This window comes from Amycolatopsis acidicola, from assembly GCF_007713735.2.
Lineage (GTDB): Bacteria > Actinomycetota > Actinomycetes > Mycobacteriales > Pseudonocardiaceae > Amycolatopsis_E > Amycolatopsis_E acidicola.
Map to the genome: position 1 here is coordinate 1 of NZ_VMNW02000104.1, position 16,815 is coordinate 16,815.

Below are 16,815 nucleotides of genomic sequence, written 5' to 3' on the forward strand. Positions count from 1 at the left end.
CTCCGCCAATCCCCGCGGTCATTCCCACACCGCGGTCTCCGGGGCGATGCCGTGTGCCCGGGCGTTCGCGAAGATCGCGTCGCGGAGCCAGGTGGCCAGGCCGGGTTCGAGGGCGTCGAGGTTGGCGGCGAAGCGGGGGTCGGTGGCGAACATCCGCCCCAGGCACGCGTGCATCGAATACGTGCAGTCGAAATACGCCGCCATTCCCGCCCGGTGCCGTTCGGCGAGTGCGGCCGCTTCGGGGGAGCCGGGCGCGACTCCGGCGCGGACGGCGGCGGCCAGGTCGGCGTTGAGCGCGTGCGTCCGCTCGGCCACCGCGCGCCAGTCATCCGGCTTCCTCGCGGCGGCGCGTTCCGCGTACTGCTCCCACTGCGCCGTATCGCCCCAGCGCTCCTCGGCTTTACCCTCCCAGGCCGGATCCCAGTCGTCACCGAAGATTTCCACCTGTTGTTCCGGGGTGAGCCGGATCCCGCCGCTCGTGGCGGTCAGCATCCGGTCCACCGCGGCGATCATCTTCTCCAGCCGGGCAACGCGTTCGGTGAGCTGCTCGCGCTGCCGGCGCAGGTGCTCGCGCTCGTCGGCGGCGGGGTCGTCGAGCAGCCGCGCGATCTCGGCGAGCGGGAAGCCCAGCTCCCGGTAGACGAGCACCCGATGCACCCGCGCGATGTCCTCGGTCGAGTACACGCGGTACCCGGCCGAGGTACGCCCGCCCGGCCGCACGAGCCCGATCGCATCCCAGTGGTGCAGGGTCTTCACACTCACCCCGACGAGCTCCGCGGCGCGCCCGACGGTGAGGTTTTCTTCCGTCACCAGCACAGTTTCGCTCACGTCCCCGAACGCGGAATGTCGAAACCCAGCTCGCGCAGGGATTCCGCCCTGGCACCATCGGGATCCATCGGCAGCGCGGCGGTCAGGACGACGCGCGCCCGTTCCGGCGTGACGACCGTGAGGTCGCGCGTGTTCCACGGCTGGTCCACCGGTCCGCTCGTGCAGCCCGGCCGGATCTCCTCGCACCGGGCGGCCACCTCGTCGAGCTGGCTCAGCACGCACGCGAAGCTGACGCTCCCCGCGGGCGCCCCGCCCGCTTCGCCGGACACGAGCAGCACGTCCTGGAACGCCCACCGGCGCAGGTGCACCAGCCGGCCCGGGATGGTGAACAGGTTCTCGAAACCGAGCCCACGGCACCAGAACTCCTCGGACCCCGGGAGGTCCGCGGTGGGCAGGGTGACGAACATCGGCATCCCGTAGATGCCGCGGTAGATCTCGGCCGGCGTCGCGTCGAGGGCCGGCATCGGGACTGGGCTGGTGTACTCGGTCATGCCCTGGAGCGTGCGGCCTCCCGTCGCGTCAGGGTCAAGTATTGGTTGCCCGTAACGGGTGAATCGTCGTGATCGATTTACCGCGCAGGACCGGAGCGGGGGAGTCGATCGTGTCACCAGCGGCGAAGAAATGGGTGCTCGGCGGGGCCGCGGTGGCGGTCGTGGTCATCGTGGCCGCCGCGTTTTTGGTGCTGCGCGGCGGTTCCACCGGTTCGCAAGCGCCCGCGGCGGCGCTGCAACCCAGCGATGTCGCGGCCTCCTACGCCGGTGCCTGGTCACGCGGTGACACGACCACGGCGGGCTCGCTGACCGACAGCCCGCAGGCGGCCACGGCCGCGCTCAACGCCGCCCGCACCGAGCTGGCGCCCACCGACTTCGGCGCCATAGTGCTGCACGTGTCCGGGCAGAGCGCCGCACTGCGGGTGCGGTGGACCCTCGGCACGGGCCGGGTGTGGACCTACGACACGACCTTGGGCCTGGTGCGCGCGGGCGACGGCTGGGCCGTGCACTTCAGCCCGGCGGTGATCCATCCGGATCTCAAGACCGGGGAGCGCCTCGCGGTGCACGGCGCCTCGGCCGGCAACGCGGTAGTGGATCGTGCAGGGAAACCGCTGCTTACCTGGCAGGGATCCGAGGCCAAGGCGGTGGATCCGGCTGTCGCGCCGTTGCTGCTGCCCGCGATGGCCCGCGTCGCCGGAGACGCCGCGAAGGGCTGGTCGGTGGTGATCGTCGACGCGGCCGGCGCCGAGCGCAGGCTGTTCGGCGAAGGCGAGGTGCAGGCGAAAACGCTGACCACGAGCCTGAGCAGCTCCGCCCAGGCCGCGGCGCAGGCGGCCGTGGACTCGTCGAGCGTGCCCGCGATGCTGGTCGCGATCCAGCCGTCCACGGGCGACATCCTCGCGGTGGCACAGAATTCCGCCGCGGGGGCGACGCCGAGCGCGCTGAGCGGGCTCTACGCGCCGGGCTCCACGTTCAAGATCGCCACCGCCGCGGCCGTGCTGCAGGCCGGCGCCGCCGAGGCGGGCACGGTGCTGCCCTGCCCCGCGTCGGTGCAGCTCGGCCAGCGCACGATCCCCAACGACGACGGCTTTTCGCTCGGTTCGCTCCCGCTGCATTCGGCGTTCGCGCATTCGTGCAACACCACCTTCGCGCAGCTGGCCTCGTCCCTGCCCGCGGAAGCGCTCGCGAAGGCGGCGAGCCAGTTCGGCCTCAACGCCGACTTCACGATCCCCGGCATCACCACCGAGGCCGGGAAGGTCGTCGCCGCGACGAGCGCCGCCGACCAGGTGGAGTCCGCGATCGGGCAGGGCACCGTGCAGGCGAGCCCGTTCGGCCTCGCGCTGATGTCGGCGACCGTGGCCGCGGGCAAGGCCGTCACGCCCAAGCTGTGGCACGGCCTGGACACCAAGGTGAGCACGGGATACCAGCCGCCGTCGGGCACGGTGCTGAGCGCGTTGCGGTCGATGATGCGCGAGGTGGTCACGGGCGGGACCGCGACCGGGCTGGCCGGCAGCGGGCAGGTGTACGGCAAGACCGGCACCGCCCAGTTCGGCGACGGCAGCCAGGCCAACGGCTGGTTCACCGGCTACCGCGGCGACGTGGCCTTCTCGGTGCTGCTGCTCGGGGCGAACGGCTCGAAGCCCGCGGTCACGGTTTCGGCCGCGTTCCTGGGCGGGCTCGGGTAGCGTCCGCTCCATGGCGACTCCACGGCTGTTCCGGCTGGCCATCCCGGTGGACGACATCGAGGCGGCGGTCGCGTTCTACGGCGCCGCGTTCGGTGAGCCGGGCGAGCGTGTCTGGCGCAACCGGCACTACTTCCACTGCGGCGAGGTGGTACTCGCCGTCGTCGAGCCCGCCGAGAAGGATTTCCGGCCGCCGTCCGAGCCGCGCATCCTGTACTTCGCGGTCGACGACCTGCCCGCGGCGCACAGCCGGGTGCGGGCCGCCGGGCCGGGCCGCATCGACGAAGAGATCACCGAACAGCCTTGGGGCGAAAGGTCTTTCTACGTCGAGGACCCCTTCGGCACCAGGCTCTGTTTCGTCGACGCCACGAGCACGTACACCGGCACCTGAACCCGCCCGGGCCCATCAGGCGGCGAGCGGGGACGTTTCGGCGGCGGCCGAAATGGCGCGGGGCTACCGTGTGCCCCATGGAAACCGTCGCGCTCGCCGAAGTCGCCGCGGTGCTCGCCGAACCGAGCCGGGCGACCATGTGCCTCGCCCTGCTCGACGGCCGGGCCTGGACCGTCGGCGAACTGGCCCGGTCCGCCGGCGTGAGCCCGTCCACAGCGAGTGAGCACGTGACGCGGCTGCGTGACGCCGGCTTCGTCGCCGGGGTGCGCCAGGGCCGGCACAGCTACATCCGCATCGCCGACCCGCGGGTGGCCGTGCTGATCGAGCACCTCGCCCAGCACGCCGAGCACAAGCCCGCCCGCGGGCTGAAGGCCTCGCTGCGCGCGCAGCGGCTGGCCTTCGCCCGCACCTGCTACGACCACCTGGCCGGCACACTCGGCGTCGCGCTGCGGGACGGCATGGTGCGTTCCGGGATCATCGCCGTGTACGACGGCCTCGCCGTCACCCCGCACGGCCGCGCGGTGCTCACCGACCTCGGCGTGCCGATCCCCGAAGGCGGGCGGCGGCCGTTGCTGCGCGACTGCCTCGACTGGACGGTGCGCCGCGATCACCTCGGTGGCGCGCTGCCAGCCGCCCTCCTGACACGCGCGCTGGACAAGGGCTGGCTGAGCCGGGAGCCGCATCGGGCGATCCGGCTCAACAACGAGGAACCCTTCGCCGCGTTGGGTGTCCGGCTCGCCGAGGCGGCTTGAGGCGCGAGCGGAAGTTGTTGTAGCGCAAGGAAAATCAGCGCACCCGGCGCGGCGCCTGCCGCTGCCGGGGAACCGAAACCGGCGCACCGGAGGCGGTGAGCCGGCGCGGCCACTCGAACTTCAGGCCCTCGCCCGGCGGCAGGTGCGTCCACGCGGCGGCCAGTCTCGTGAGCGTGCTGTGCGCGCGTCGGATCTCGCATTCGCCGTACGGAAATGGGTGCTCGGACAGCACGCCCCACGCTTCGCGCGCTTCGGTCAGCGGGGCAATGCGGTGGTGTTCGACGGCATCGTGCAGCACCCCGGCCAGTGATTCCGCCAGCGCGATCCCGGTGCGGTTCGCGCGCAGAATGGCTTGGCTGCGCGCTTTCGCGTCATGCCGGAGCGTGCCGGACACGACCGTGGCGGACGAGAACAGCGCACCGGCCGCGAGACAGCCGAACACGCCGGAGGACAACCCGAGCTCGCGTTCTGTCACCGCGTGTGCCAGGTCGTGCGGGATGCGGTACTTCCGGTCGTAGGACAGCATTTCCAGCACCACCCGGTCTTCGCGGTGCAGGACCACACGGCTGCCGCCACCGGGCCGCGGATGGAAAAGGACACGCATCACTCCAATATCGCCCGGTGCCCGGCACCGGTCCACGGGTTTTCTATCCTGGACGAAACGGGCGGGAGGAGGTGCGGTGGCGGAGCTCCCGGTCGTGCTGGGCGCGGGCGCCGCCGTGCTGCTCGCCGCCGTGCTGGCCGTCCGGCTGTCCACCCGCGTCGGCCTGCCCTCGCTGCTGCTGTACCTGGGGATCGGGGTGGTGCTCGGCGAGGCCGGGCTGGGCATCCGGTTCTCCGACGCCTCGCTGACCCAGTCGCTCGGCATCGCCGCGCTCGTGATGATCCTCGCCGAAGGGGGGCTCACCACGCGCTGGTCCTCGGTGAAACCGGCGCTGGGGCAGGGAATCCTGCTGTCCACTGTGGCCGTCGCGCTCAGCATCGGGATCACCGGCGTCGCCCTCCATCTGGCGCTGGGGCTGGACTGGCGGATGGCGCTGCTGTGGGGCGCGGTGCTGGCGTCCACCGACTCGGCCGCGGTGTTCTCCGTGCTGCGCACGGTCGGGCTGCGCAAACGGCTCGTGGGCACGCTCGAACTCGAGTCCGGCATCAACGACGCGCCGGTCTACATCGCCGTGGTGGTGCTGGCCGAGGGCACCCGGATCGACTGGACGCTGCCGTTCCTGGTCGGCTACGAACTCCTCGCCGGGCTCGCGTTCGGGGTGGCGCTGGGGTTCGCGGGCGCGTGGGCGCTGCGCCGGGCCGCGCTGCCCGCCACCGGTTTGTATCCGCTCGCGACGGTCGCGGTGTGTTTCGTGGCCTACGCGTCCGGCCAGCTCGCGCACGCTTCCGGACTGCTCGCCACCTACGTCGCGGCGCTGGTGCTGGGGAATTCCCGCCTGCCGCACCGTTCGGACACGCTGTCGTTCGCCGAGGGCATGGGGTGGCTCGCGCAGATCGGGTTGTTCGTGCTGCTCGGCCTGTTCGCCTCGCCGGAACGGTTGCTGGAGGCGGTGGTGCCCGGGCTCGTCGCGGGCGCCGTCATCCTGCTGCTCGCGCGCCCGCTTTCGGTGCTGATCACCTTGCTGCCGTTCCGCGTGCCCTGGCGGGAACAGGCTTTCCTGTCGTGGGCGGGATTGCGCGGGGCGGTGCCGATCGTGCTCGCGATGATCCCGCTCGCGCACGGCGTGCCGGGCGCGGAAAGGCTCGTGGACGCGGTTTTCGTGCTGGTGATCGTGCTGACCCTGGCACAGGGAACCACGCTGGCGCCGGTGGCCAAACTGCTGCGGCTGTCGGCGGACACCGAGCCGAAGGAGATCGAGGTCGACTCGGCGGTGCTGGACGAGCTGGACGCGGCGCTGCTGCAGGTGCGGATCCAGGACGGTTCGCGGCTGCACGGGGTTTACCTGCGGGAGCTGCGATTGCCGACCGGTGCTTCGCTGAGCCTGATCGTGCGTGACGGGGAAAGCTTCACGCCGCAGGAATCCAGCAGGCTCCGGCGTGGCGACCAGTTGCTCGTCGTCGCCACGGAATCCTCGCGTGAGGCGGCCGAACGACGGCTGCGCGCGGTGGACAGGGCCGGCCCGCTGGCACGGTGGCGAGGCGAATCCGGACGGTGAGCGGGATCGCAGTGGAACCCGCGCGGATCTTCCGCTAGAGTCTGGGGCAGGTCATGAGTGCCAGCGTCAAGCCCCGGCTTGCTGGCCGGCAACCCTCCAACCGCGGTGGGGTGCCCCGGGTGAGGACCTGGTCCGTCGCGAAGTGCGGCGGGCAAGCGCGGGCCTCCCCGAGGTCCCTGGCCGCCGAGGAGGCGTCGTGACTCTCGCAGTCCATGTCGAAGAAGTGCACCCAGTTGTCGATTCCGCTGGATCCCTTGTCTCCCAAAGCATTCCCGCCACGCTGGGCACCCGGGTGCCGCTCGTGTCCGGGCCGGACGCCGAGTACGCGAACCTGGACCACGCCGCCAGCGCCCCCTGCCTGCGCGCGGTGCGGGACGCGGTGGACGAGTTCCTCCCGTGGTACGCGAGCGTGCACCGCGGCGCCGGGTTCGCGTCGCAAGTGTCCACAAAGGTCTACGAGCGCACCCGCGATGTGCTGCGCCGCTTCGTGGACGCCCGCCGGACCGACTCGGTGATCTTCACCCGCAACACCACGGACGCGCTGAACCTGCTGGCCCGCAGCGTTCCCCGGCACACCTCGGTGGTGCTGTTCGACACCGAGCACCACGCCGCGCTGCTGCCGTGGCGCGGGCCGAACGTGCGCCGCGTGCGCACCCCGCGCACCCGGCTCGCCGCGGTGTCCGCTGTGGACAGTGCGCTGGCGGCCACGCCGGAAGGGCCGCGGCTGGTGGTGCTGACGGGCGCGTCGAACGTGACGGGCGAGCTCCTTCCGGTGGCCGAAATCGCCGCTGTGGCAAGGAAACACGGCGCGCGGATCGCGCTGGACGCGGCACAGCTCGCCCCGCACCGGCCGATTTCGGTGCGGGATCTGGATGTCGACTACGTCGTGCTCTCCGGGCACAAGCTGTACGCGCCGTTCGGGGCGGGTGCGCTCATTGGGCGAGCGGACTGGCTGCGCGCCGCGCCGCCGTACCTCGCGGGCGGTGGGGCGACGAAGGCCGTCACGTCGGAGGGCGTGGCCTGGAACTCCGGGCCGGAGCGGCACGAGGCCGGTTCGCCCAACACCGTCGGCGTGTACGCGCTCGGCGTCGCGTGCGATCAGCTCGCCGAGCACTGGGGTGCCGTGCTCGCGCACGAAACCGAGCTGCTGACGCGGTTGCGCAAGGGGCTGGAAGCGGTACCGGGGCTGACGCAGCTTCGGTTGTTCGACGACCCGGGTGACGAGGTCGGCACGCTCAGTTTCACCGTCGACGGCTTCGAGCCGGGCTGGCTGGCCGCGGTGCTCTCGGCCGAGTACGGGATCGGCGTGCGTGACGGGGCCTTCTGCGCGCACATCGCCACGAAGCGGCTGACGGGCGGCGCCCAGGCGGTGCGCGTGAGCGTCGGCCTGGGCAGCACGGCCGAGCACGTCGACAGGCTCGTGCTGGCGCTGCGGCAGATCGTGGCCCGCGGCGCGCGCTGGACGTACGGCAAGGTGGACGGCCGCTGGGCCCCGAGCCCGGACCCCCGGGAGGTGCCCGCCTTCTTGCGGGGGTGACTAGCATCGGGCCGATGACTGGGGAACGCCGGAACGTCTGGTTTCCGTTGGCGGTACTGGGTTTCGTCCTGCTGGGCCTGGCCACGTGGCTGGTCGACGACGACTACGGCTGGTTCGCCTACCGGCCCTCGCCGGATGGCGCGCTGACGGCTGTGCAGCATTCCTATGGGGGCCTGGGGTCGAACTACGCGGTGGCCATCGACACCACCGGGCCCGTCCTCAGGGGAGCGCGCTGGGATGATCTGGCCGTCCTGTGGCTCGTGGCGGTGTCGGTCACGTCCGTCGCGAGCGTGGTGTTCTACGCCGTGCGCGCGCACCGGGCGGGCCGGGCGATCGGCTGGCGGAAGCTGACCGGGATCGTGCTCGCCGGAGCTGTCGTGCTCGCGCTCAGTGTTCCGCTGATGGGCTTCGGGGCGAGCTGGGGCATGACGATGGCGACGGCGGTGGGCCTGCCGCTGCTCGTGCTCGGGCTGTGCGCGGCCGGGTGGGGGTACTTCGAGAACGCGCGGGGCCACCGGGCCGCGCTCGTGATCGGTGCCGTGTGCCTGTCGCTGGCCGTGCTCGTCCTGGCCGCGGCCGTGACGGTTCCGGTGCCCGCGGTGCTCGTGGTGCTCGCGCTGGCGGTGTTCGCCTGGCGGTGGCGCGACCTCGTGCTGGCCGTGCTGGCGGTGATCTTCCTCGGGGCCGTGCTCGTGTTCAGCGGGGAAGTGCTCGGCGCGCTGGTGCCCGCGGCCGTGCTGCTGGCCGGTGCGATCGCGGTCCTGCTGACGGCCAGGCGGCCCACCGCACAGCCCGGCTGACCGGGGCGTGGACAATGGGCCGGTGAGCACCGAACAGGGATCGCAGCCCGAGACCACCCCGGAGGAGCCGGCCGCGCCGCGGCCGAAGCGGCGGGTGCTGGTCCTGGCCGTGGTCGCCCTGCTGGCCTATGTGCTGGACCAGGTCACCAAGGCCGTCGTCGTGTCCAACCTGGAGGGGCACGCGCCGGTCCGCGCGCTCGGCGGGCTGGTGTACCTGCAGCTGCTGCGCAACCCGGGCGCCGCGTTCTCGATGGCCACCGGGATGACGTGGGTGCTGGCGATCGTCGCGATCGGCGTGGTGGTCACGCTGATCTGGTTCGCCAAGCGGTTGCGCTCGGTCGGCTGGGCCATCGGGCTCGGCCTGGTATTGGCGGGCGCGCTCGGCAACCTGACCGACCGCCTGTTCCGCGCGCCGGGGCCGCTGCTCGGTCACGTCGTCGACTGGATCTCGGTCTTCGAGCCGGACGGGCAGGCGTGGCCGGTGTTCAACGTCGCCGACTCGTGCATCTGCGTGGGCGCGGTGCTGATCGTGCTGCTGTCCCTGCTCGGCCGCGACTACGACGGCACGAAGAGGGCGGAGAAGAAGTGAGCGCCCGGATGCTGCCCGTGCCGGACGGGCTGGATGGAATGCGCGTGGACGCCGGGCTGGCGAAGCTGCTCGGGCTTTCGCGCACGGTGGTCGCCGAACTGGCCGAATCCGGCGACGTGCTGCTGGACGGCAGGCCCGCGGGCAAGTCGGACAGGCTGGCCGCGGGTGGGCTGCTGGAGGTGACGCTGCCGGATCCGGACAGGCCGGTGGAGGTCGTCGCCGAGCCCGTCGAGGGCATGAAGATCGTGTACGACGATGACGACATCGTGGTGGTGGCCAAGCCCGTCGGCGTGGCCGTGCACCCGAGCCCTGGCTGGACGGGGCCGACGGTCGTCGGCGGGCTCGCCGCCGCCGGGCTGCGGATCTCCACCTCGGGCGCGGCCGAGCGGCAGGGCGTCGTGCACCGGCTCGACGCGGGCACTACGGGCGTGATGGTGGTGGCCAAGAGCGAGCACGCGTACACCGTGCTGAAGCGGGCGTTCAAGGAGCGCACCGTGGACAAGGGCTATCACGCCGTCGTGCAGGGCCACCCGGATCCGACGCGCGGCACCATCGACGCGCCGATCGACCGGCATCCGCGGCACGACTACAAGTTCGCCGTGGTCGCGGGCGGGCGCCCGAGCGTGACGCATTACGAAGTGGCGGAAGCGTTCCGGGCCGCGTCGCTGCTGCACGTGAAGCTGGAAACCGGGCGCACGCACCAGATCCGGGTGCATTTCTCGGCGGTGCGGCATCCGTGCGTCGGCGATCTGACATATGGCGCGGATCCGGTGCTGGCGCGGCATCTCGGCCTGACGCGGCAATGGCTGCACGCGCGCACGCTCGGTTTCGCGCACCCGGCGGACGGCCGCTGGGTGGAGTTCGAGGCGGAGTATCCGGACGATCTGGCGAAAGCGCTGGACATCCTGCGCGCGGACAGCTGATATTCGCTGGCCCTGCCTGGCGCGGCAGGGCATGATCGCTTGTCGTGTCTCTTACGCGGGAGTACCTCGACGCCTATGACGCGCGGCTCCGCGGGGAGGCGGAAACGCCCAGCGCGTTGTCGGTGGCCGAGCTCGGGCCGCTGCGTTTGGTGACCCTGCCCGGCGGGCGGGGTTTCGTGACGTACCGCGATCTCGCGGGCGCCGATGCGGACACGATCGCGGGCTGGGTCGCGGAAGCGCTGGCGCATTACCGCGAGCGCCCGGAGATCCGCGGCGTGAAGTGGAAGACCCGCGGGCACGACCACGCGCCCGGGCTGCACGAAGCGTTGGTGCGCAACGGTTTCAAGCCCGGCGAGCCCGAGTCGGTCATGATCGGCGAAGCCCGTGCGCTGGCGGTCGAGGCGCCGTTGCCCGCCGGGGTCGTGCTGCGCCGCGTCACGGATGAGGCCGACGTGCGCGCGATGTGCGTGATGGCGTCGGATGTATTCGGCGATTCCGAGCCGGATCGGGTAGCCGGGGCCCTGCTGCACCGGCTCGGCCTGCGGGACGGGATGGAGCTGTGGGTCGCCGAGGCCGAGGGGCGGATCGTAACCCGTGCGGGACACGGAGTTCGCGGGCGCGTGGGGCGGTTCGACGCGGCCGGAGTGGCGGGGGCGCGGAATCTACCGCACGCTCGTGGCGGCGCGGGCGCGCTCCACGCTGGCGATGGGGAAACGGCTCCTGCACAGCGATTCGATGGACGACTCGCGGCCGATCCTGGAACGCTCAGGCCTGCTCAAGATCTCCACGACGACGGGATACGAGTGGAGCCGGTGACGGGCTCGCGCCCACGGCGAACAGTCGCCACCATCCAGCGAACAGCTCAGTCCTCGAGGGTCCAGGTCAGTGAGCGTTCGTCCGGTTCCGGGCGGGGGCTCCAGCGCAGCGAAGTGACGCGCGTCTGCTCCGGGAGTACGTACACGGTGTGCCCGCCCGCGGTCTCGCCCGGTTGGACGCCGATTTTGTGCGGCGGCCGGGACGAGAGCGAGACCGGCGCCTTCGTGATCGCCTTGCCGTCGGCCGTCACGAGTTCCAGGAAGTTGTCCGGCAGCGAGGCGAACGGGATCGCGCCGCGGTTGGTGACCTCGGTGTGCACGACGATCGAGCGTTCGCCCTCCTCGAGCCGGTAGCCCGCGGCGCCGAACAGGAAGTCGGCCGGGTCCTGTACCTCCAGCAGCTGGATGGCCAGCTGCTCACCCTCCAGCCCTTGCGTGGACAGTGTTTCCCCCACCCGTCCCGTCCGTTGCGGCGCGGGCGCGACAGCCGGGCGCTGGTCGCCTCGCGCCCACGACGCCGTCTGCGGCGGGCCCCACGTGCTCATCACCGGGTCGACCGGCGCGGGCGGGCGGGGCGGCGTGGCAGGCCGGGCAGGCGGAGGCGGAGCGTACCGGCCCGAGGGCATGCCCTGGACCGGCTGCGACGCGCCCGGCACGGAGTACCGGCCGGACGGGACGTTCTGGACCTGGTAGGCACCGGAGGGAACGTTCTGCACCTGGTACGCGCCCGAGGGAACGTTCTGTACCGGAGGAGGAACAGGAGGACCGGCGGGCCGCGGCGGCATCGGCTGTCCGGGCGCCGGCGGGGGCGTGGCCGGGCGGTTCCAGGCCCCGGCGAGCGCCGCCCGCAAGCCGTTCGGGTCGCTCTCCACGCCGACCAGCAGCGGCAGCCCGCTGCCGGACAACGCGACGAGGCGGTACGCCACCTCACGCGGGTCCATCCCGACCTTGGCCGCCAGCTCGTGCACGGCGACCTTGCCCAGCTCGGCGAGCGCCGCCAGCAGGCGGGCGTCCACGGGATCGGTCACGGCCACAACCTCAAACGCTACCGTCTCTCCTTCGCCGCCCGCGCTCTAGGCTGGCGCCCATGACCGAGGCATCGCACACACCAGGCACCGCCATCACCGCGCTCGCCGACGAATTCGTGACGGCGCTCTTCGACGAGGAGCCGTTGTGGCCCGCGGTGCTGGGCGTCGAGTCCACTCGGGAGGGCCTCGGCGAGGTGACCGAAAAGGCGGAGGCGGCGCAGCGCGCGAAACTCGCCGAGTTCATCCGCCGCGCCGGGGAACTCACCCCGGAAGACGCGCGCGACAGCGTGACCAGGGACGTGCTGATCAGCCAGGCCCGCAACTACCTCGACCGCTTCGACACCCACGCCGCCGAGTACACGGTCACGGACCTGATGATCGCGCCCGCGCCGGGCCTGCTGATGATGCTGCCGATGATCGCGGTCCCCGACGAGACGCAGGCGGAGTTGCACCTGGGCAGGCTGGCCGCGATCCCCCGCTACCTCGAGCAGTCCGCGGACCGGCACCGCGCCGGGATCGAGTCCGGCCGCGTCCCCGTGGAGCACCTCGTCCGCGCGGCGATCGCGCATTTGGACCGCTACCTCGCCGACCCGGCCGCCGACCCGCTGTTGCGCCAGCCCCCGCCCACCGAGGAGTTCGAGCGCAAGCGTGCGGAACTCGTCGAGAACACCGTGCGTCCCGCGTTCCGCGCGTACCGTGACGTACTCGAAAACGAGATCCTCGGGCACGGCCGTCCGCAGGACAAGCCCGGCCTGCGCTGGCTCCCCGGCGGCGAAGAGATGTACGCCGCCGCGGTCCGCGCGCACACCACCACCGACCGCACCCCGGACGAGCTGCACGAGACCGGGCTGCGCATCATCCGCGAGCTGGCCGCCGAGTACAGCGAACTCGGGCAGCGTGTGTTCGGCACGGCGGACGTGGCGGAGATCCACGAAAAGCTGCGCACCGATCCGTCCTTGCGCTGGAAGGATTCCGACGAGCTGCTGGACACCGCCCGCTCCGCGATCTCGCGCGCCGCGGCCGCCGCGCCGGACTGGTTCGGCAAGGTCCCGCCGCACGAGTGGACGGTGCAGGCGGTGCCCGAGGCGGACAGCCCCGGCGCGCCCGCCGCGTACTACCTGCCGCCCGCCATGGACGGTTCCAGGCCGGGGATCTACTTCGCCAACACCTACGACGTGACCTCGCGGTTCCGCCACACCGCGGAGGTGACCGCCTTCCACGAAGCCATTCCGGGGCACCACTTCCAGCTGTCCACCTCGCTGACGCTGACCGATCTGCCGCTGCTGCGCCGGATCGGGGACTTCACCGCGTACGCCGAAGGCTGGGGCCTCTACACCGAGCGCCTCGCCCAGGAGATGGGGCTGTACTCCAGCGACCTGGCCCTGCTCGGGATGCTGACGATGGACTCGATGCGCGCCGGCCGGCTGGTCGTGGACACCGGGCTGCACGCCAAGGGCTGGAGCAGGCAGCAGGCCGTGGACTTCCTGCGGGAGCACACGCCGATGCCGCAGGTGGAGATCGACGCGGAGGTGGACCGCTACATCGCGTGGCCGGGCCAGGCGCTGTCGTACATGGTGGGGCGCCTGGAAATCCTGCGCATCCGCGAGGAGGCGAAGCGCGCGCTGGGGGAGTCCTTCGACATCCGCGCCTTCCACGACGTGGTGCTGGGCGGCGGTTCCCTGCCGATGTCGGTGCTGGAGTCGGTCGTCTCCGCGTGGGTGAGGGACAACCATGCGTGAGTGGGAGGTCGTCGACGACCTTGCCGGTGAGCTGAGCGCGCTGGACTTCGAGCGCGACCCGCTGCGCGCGTCCGTGCTCGGGTTGCCGGGCGCGCACGACAGGCTGCCGGATCCGAGCGCCGCCGCGGAGCAGCGGTTCCGCGAGCGCTACGTGGACATCGTCGAGCGCGCGGAGCGGGCCGAGGGCGACCAGGTGACCAAGGGCGTCGTCCTCGGGCAGGCGCGGATGGCGATCGACCTGATCGACTCGCGGCTGACCGAGTTCGCCGTGAGCGACGCCTTCGCGGCGCCGCTGCAGGTGGTTCTGCTGACGCTGCCCACGATCACGCTCGAAGACGAGGAGCGCGCGAGCGGGTACCTGGCAAGGCTCGCCGGGTTCCCGTCCTTTGTGGACAAGCTGATCGAACGCCAGCGCGGCGGGCCGGTGCCGCCGGAGTTCCTGGTGGACTTCGCGCTCGCGTACTGCGACCGCCACCTCGCCGATCCGGACGCGGACCCGCTGCGGGTCGGCCCTGGCGGCGCGGAGCGGGACAAGCTGCTCGCCGAAGTGGTGCGGCCCGCGATCGCCGGATACCGCGAATTCCTTGCCACCGAAGTGAAACCGGCAGCGCTGCCGTCGGACAAGGCCGGGATGTGCTGGCAGGACGGCGGCGAAGAGCGCTACGCCAAGCTGATCCGCGCGCACACCACCACCGATCGGAGCGCGCGGGAGCTGCACGAAACCGGGCTGCGGCTGATCGACTCCCTCGCCGGGGAGTACCGCGAACTCGGCGAGCGGGTGTTCGGGACCCGGGACCTGGCGGAGATCTTCGAGCGGCTGCGCACCGATCCGGAGCTGCGGTGGGGCAGCGGCGAGGAGCTGCTGGAGTCCGCCCGGGTGGCGATCCGCGCCGCGGAAGCCGTTGCCCCGCAATGGTTCCGCACGATCCCGGAGCAGCGGTGCGACGTGCGCGCCGTCCCGGCGGCGGAGGCCGAGTCCGGCACCATCGCCTACTACGTCGAGCCCGCGCTCGACGGTTCCCGGCCGGGCGTCTACTACGCCAACACCGCCCGCGCCGAGGAACGGTTCCGGCACACGAGCGAAGCCATCGCGTTCCACGAAGCCGTGCCAGGGCACCATTTCCAGATCGCGCTCGCGCTCGGGCTCACCGATCTCCCGCTGCTGCGCCGGATCGCGGACTTCAACGCCTACCTCGAAGGCTGGGGCCTCTACGCGGAACGCCTCGCCGACGAGATGGGCCTCTACACCAGCGACCTGACCCGGATGGGCATGCTCACCCAGGATTCGATGCGCGCCGGGCGGCTGGTCGTGGACACCGGGCTGCACGCGCTCGGCTGGTCGCGGCAGCAGGCCGTCGCCTACCTCCGCGACAACACGCCCATGTCGCCGGTCGAGATCGAGGCCGAGGTGGACCGCTATGCCGGCTGCCCCGGACAGGCGCTGTCGTACATGACGGGGCGGCTGGAGATCCAGCGCCTGCGCGGCGAAGCCGAGCGCGCGCTGGGCGCCGGGTTCGACATCCGCGAGTTCCACGACGTCGTGCTCGGCAACGGGATCCTGCCGCTCCCGGTGCTGGCCGACGTGGTGGGCGAGTGGGTGCGGCGCCGTGTAGGGTGAGCCCCGACTAAGCAAGCGCTCACCTCGGGAGGCGCCACAGCATGCGCATCGGCACCCAGATCTCCTACGCCGGGGGCTTCGCCGAAAGCGTGGCCGACATCGTCGAGCTGGAGAAGGCCGGGCTGGACATCGTGTCCGTGCCCGAGGCGTACTCCTTCGACGCGGTCAGCCAGCTCGGCTACCTCGCGGCGAAGACGGAGCGCGTCGAACTCGCCTCCGGGATCCTGCAGATCTACACCCGCACCCCGACGCTGACCGCGATGACCGCGGCCGGGCTGGACTTCGTCTCCGACGGCCGGTTCAGCCTCGGCATCGGCGCCTCCGGGCCGCAGGTGATCGAGGGCTTCCACGGCGTGCGCTACGACGCGCCGCTGGGCCGCACGCGGGAGATCGTCGAGATCTGCCGCCAGGTGTGGCGCCGCGAGCGCGTTCAGCACGACGGGCGCCACTACCAGATCCCGCTTCCCGCGGACACAGGCACGGGCCTGGGCAAACCGCTGAAGCTGATCAACCAGCCGGTGCGCGAGCGCATCCCGATCGTGCTGGCCTCGCTCGGCCCGAAGAACGTGGCGATGACCGCCGAGATCGCCGAGGGCTGGGAGCCGATCTTCTTCTACCCGGAGAAGGCCGCCGACGTGTGGGGCGGCCCGCTCGCCGAGGGGCGCGCCAAGCGTGACCCGTCGCTGGGCGAGCTGGACGTGGTGGTCGGGGCGCCGCTCGCGATCGGCGAGGACGTCAAGCACATGATCGACTGGATTCGCCCGATGGTGGCGCTCTACGTCGGCGGCATGGGCGCGCGCGGCAAGAACTTCTACAACGAGCTGGCCTGCCGCTACGGCTACGAGGCCGAGGCGAAGAAGATTCAGGACCTGTACCTGGACGGCAAGAAGGAAGAGGCCGCCGCGGCCGTCCCGGCCGAGCTGCTGGAGGCGATCTCGCTGATCGGGCCCGCCGGGCACGTGAAGGAGCGCCTCGCCGCGTACCGCGAGGCCGGCGTCACCACGCTGCAGGTCACCATGCTGGAGCCCGGCGTGGAGCGGCGCGTGCAGCTGATCAGCCGGCTGCGCGAACTGCTCAGCTAGTTTCCTTCAGGTACAGGAAATCGGTCACGCCGACCAGCCCGAGGAACTGCCGGACACCGAACGGCATCGGTGCGCGCGTCTCGTCGTGCACCAGCTTCGGGCTGGTCAGCTCGACCGTGCGGCCGCGCGTTTCCAGTTTGCAGCCGCCCGCGGCGAGCACGTTGCGCACCCAGTCGGAGTCCGGGCCGTAGGTCAGCGCGACCACGTACCCGTCCGAGGTGTGGAAGACGTTGACCGGCGTGCGGTATTCGCGCCCCGACTTGCGGCCGCGGTGGATGACCTTGCCGAACCCCGGCAGCCGCGTGCTCAGCGGCCCGGTCACCCGGTTCGTCGCGATCTTGTTGAACCTCGCCACGCGCTTCGGAATCACCATGCGGCCCA

Annotated in this window: 17 protein-coding genes and 1 riboswitch; of the genes, 12 read left to right on the forward strand and 5 right to left on the reverse strand. The window is 71.8% G+C overall.

Annotated elements, in window-relative coordinates:
* Nucleotides 1-18: 18 nt before the first annotated feature.
* Entirely contained in the window at nt 19-810 is a 792-nt protein-coding gene (locus FPZ12_RS39340; RefSeq protein ID WP_243770261.1) for a MerR family transcriptional regulator, read from the reverse strand.
* A gap of 14 nt (nt 811-824) precedes the next feature.
* Entirely contained in the window at nt 825-1,319 is a 495-nt protein-coding gene (locus tag FPZ12_RS39345; protein WP_144755830.1) for a VOC family protein, read from the reverse strand.
* 110 nt (nt 1,320-1,429) lie between these two features.
* On the opposite strand from FPZ12_RS39345, the gene FPZ12_RS39350 reads away from it, so the two are divergent.
* The 3 genes from FPZ12_RS39350 (at nt 1,430) to FPZ12_RS39360 (ending at nt 4,144) form a co-directional block, all read left to right on the forward strand.
* Nucleotides 1,430-3,004 carry a penicillin-binding transpeptidase domain-containing protein gene (locus FPZ12_RS39350; protein ID WP_243770262.1) on the forward strand — a complete coding sequence of 525 codons (1,575 nt, stop codon included), beginning with the start codon at nt 1,430-1,432 and terminating at the stop codon, nt 3,002-3,004.
* Between the two features lie 10 nt (nt 3,005-3,014).
* Complete coding sequence (locus FPZ12_RS39355; protein ID WP_144755833.1) at nt 3,015-3,392, forward strand: VOC family protein; 378 nt, start codon at nt 3,015-3,017, stop codon at nt 3,390-3,392.
* A gap of 77 nt (nt 3,393-3,469) precedes the next feature.
* Nucleotides 3,470-4,144 carry an ArsR/SmtB family transcription factor gene (locus FPZ12_RS39360; protein ID WP_144755836.1) on the forward strand — a complete coding sequence of 225 codons (675 nt, stop codon included), beginning with the start codon at nt 3,470-3,472 and terminating at the stop codon, nt 4,142-4,144.
* A 34-nt stretch (nt 4,145-4,178) separates the two neighbouring features.
* Here FPZ12_RS39360 and FPZ12_RS39365 read toward each other — a convergent pair whose 3' ends face one another.
* Entirely contained in the window at nt 4,179-4,748 is a 570-nt protein-coding gene (locus FPZ12_RS39365) for a hypothetical protein (RefSeq protein WP_144755839.1), read from the reverse strand.
* A gap of 76 nt (nt 4,749-4,824) precedes the next feature.
* On the opposite strand from FPZ12_RS39365, the gene FPZ12_RS39370 reads away from it, so the two are divergent.
* The 6 genes from FPZ12_RS39370 to FPZ12_RS46140 all read left to right on the forward strand — a co-directional run bounded on the left by FPZ12_RS39370 (nt 4,825) and on the right by FPZ12_RS46140 (nt 10,968).
* Nucleotides 4,825-6,303: a potassium/proton antiporter gene (locus tag FPZ12_RS39370; RefSeq protein ID WP_144755842.1), complete on the forward strand. Its 1,479-nt coding sequence runs from the start codon at nt 4,825-4,827 to the stop codon at nt 6,301-6,303.
* 49 nt (nt 6,304-6,352) lie between these two features.
* Nucleotides 6,353-6,467, forward strand: a riboswitch (SAM riboswitch).
* A 104-nt stretch (nt 6,468-6,571) separates the two neighbouring features.
* A complete protein-coding gene (locus tag FPZ12_RS39375; protein ID WP_243770263.1) occupies nt 6,572-7,840 on the forward strand; it encodes an aminotransferase class V-fold PLP-dependent enzyme in 1,269 nt (422 codons plus the stop codon).
* A gap of 14 nt (nt 7,841-7,854) precedes the next feature.
* The gene (locus FPZ12_RS39380; protein ID WP_144755845.1) at nt 7,855-8,640 is read left to right on the forward strand and encodes a hypothetical protein; all 786 of its coding nucleotides are present in this window, start codon (nt 7,855-7,857) and stop codon (nt 8,638-8,640) included.
* A gap of 22 nt (nt 8,641-8,662) precedes the next feature.
* On the forward strand, nt 8,663-9,229 hold the full coding sequence (lspA, locus tag FPZ12_RS39385; protein ID WP_144755852.1) for a signal peptidase II: 567 nt from the start codon (nt 8,663-8,665) through the stop codon (nt 9,227-9,229).
* Nucleotides 9,226-10,152 (forward strand): RluA family pseudouridine synthase, encoded by a 927-nt coding sequence (locus FPZ12_RS39390; RefSeq protein ID WP_144755855.1) that lies wholly within the window; start codon nt 9,226-9,228, stop codon nt 10,150-10,152. Before lspA ends, FPZ12_RS39390 begins: the two co-directional genes overlap by 4 nt.
* A gap of 594 nt (nt 10,153-10,746) precedes the next feature.
* Nucleotides 10,747-10,968, forward strand: a complete 222-nt coding sequence (locus FPZ12_RS46140; protein ID WP_208026167.1) for a GNAT family N-acetyltransferase — start codon at nt 10,747-10,749, stop codon at nt 10,966-10,968.
* Between the two features lie 46 nt (nt 10,969-11,014).
* On the opposite strand, the gene FPZ12_RS39400 is transcribed toward FPZ12_RS46140, so the two are convergent.
* Entirely contained in the window at nt 11,015-12,001 is a 987-nt protein-coding gene (locus FPZ12_RS39400; protein ID WP_144755858.1) for an AsnC family protein, read from the reverse strand.
* Between the two features lie 53 nt (nt 12,002-12,054).
* Here FPZ12_RS39400 and FPZ12_RS39405 point away from each other — a divergent pair, with 53 nt between their 5' ends.
* The 3 genes from FPZ12_RS39405 to FPZ12_RS39415 are packed head-to-tail and all read left to right on the forward strand — an operon-like array spanning nt 12,055 to nt 16,434.
* Nucleotides 12,055-13,734 carry a DUF885 domain-containing protein gene (locus FPZ12_RS39405; RefSeq protein WP_144755860.1) on the forward strand — a complete coding sequence of 560 codons (1,680 nt, stop codon included), beginning with the start codon at nt 12,055-12,057 and terminating at the stop codon, nt 13,732-13,734.
* Complete coding sequence (locus tag FPZ12_RS39410) at nt 13,727-15,352, forward strand: DUF885 domain-containing protein (protein WP_144755863.1); 1,626 nt, start codon at nt 13,727-13,729, stop codon at nt 15,350-15,352. Before FPZ12_RS39405 ends, FPZ12_RS39410 begins: the two co-directional genes overlap by 8 nt.
* Nucleotides 15,353-15,393: 41 nt before the next feature.
* Nucleotides 15,394-16,434: an LLM class F420-dependent oxidoreductase gene (locus tag FPZ12_RS39415; protein ID WP_144755866.1), complete on the forward strand. Its 1,041-nt coding sequence runs from the start codon at nt 15,394-15,396 to the stop codon at nt 16,432-16,434.
* Here the strand turns inward: FPZ12_RS39415 and FPZ12_RS39420 are convergent.
* A complete protein-coding gene (locus FPZ12_RS39420) occupies nt 16,427-16,807 on the reverse strand; it encodes a nitroreductase family deazaflavin-dependent oxidoreductase (RefSeq protein WP_144755869.1) in 381 nt (126 codons plus the stop codon). The two genes, FPZ12_RS39415 and FPZ12_RS39420, sit on opposite strands and share 8 nt — an antisense overlap.
* Between the last annotated feature and the right edge of the window lie 8 nt (nt 16,808-16,815).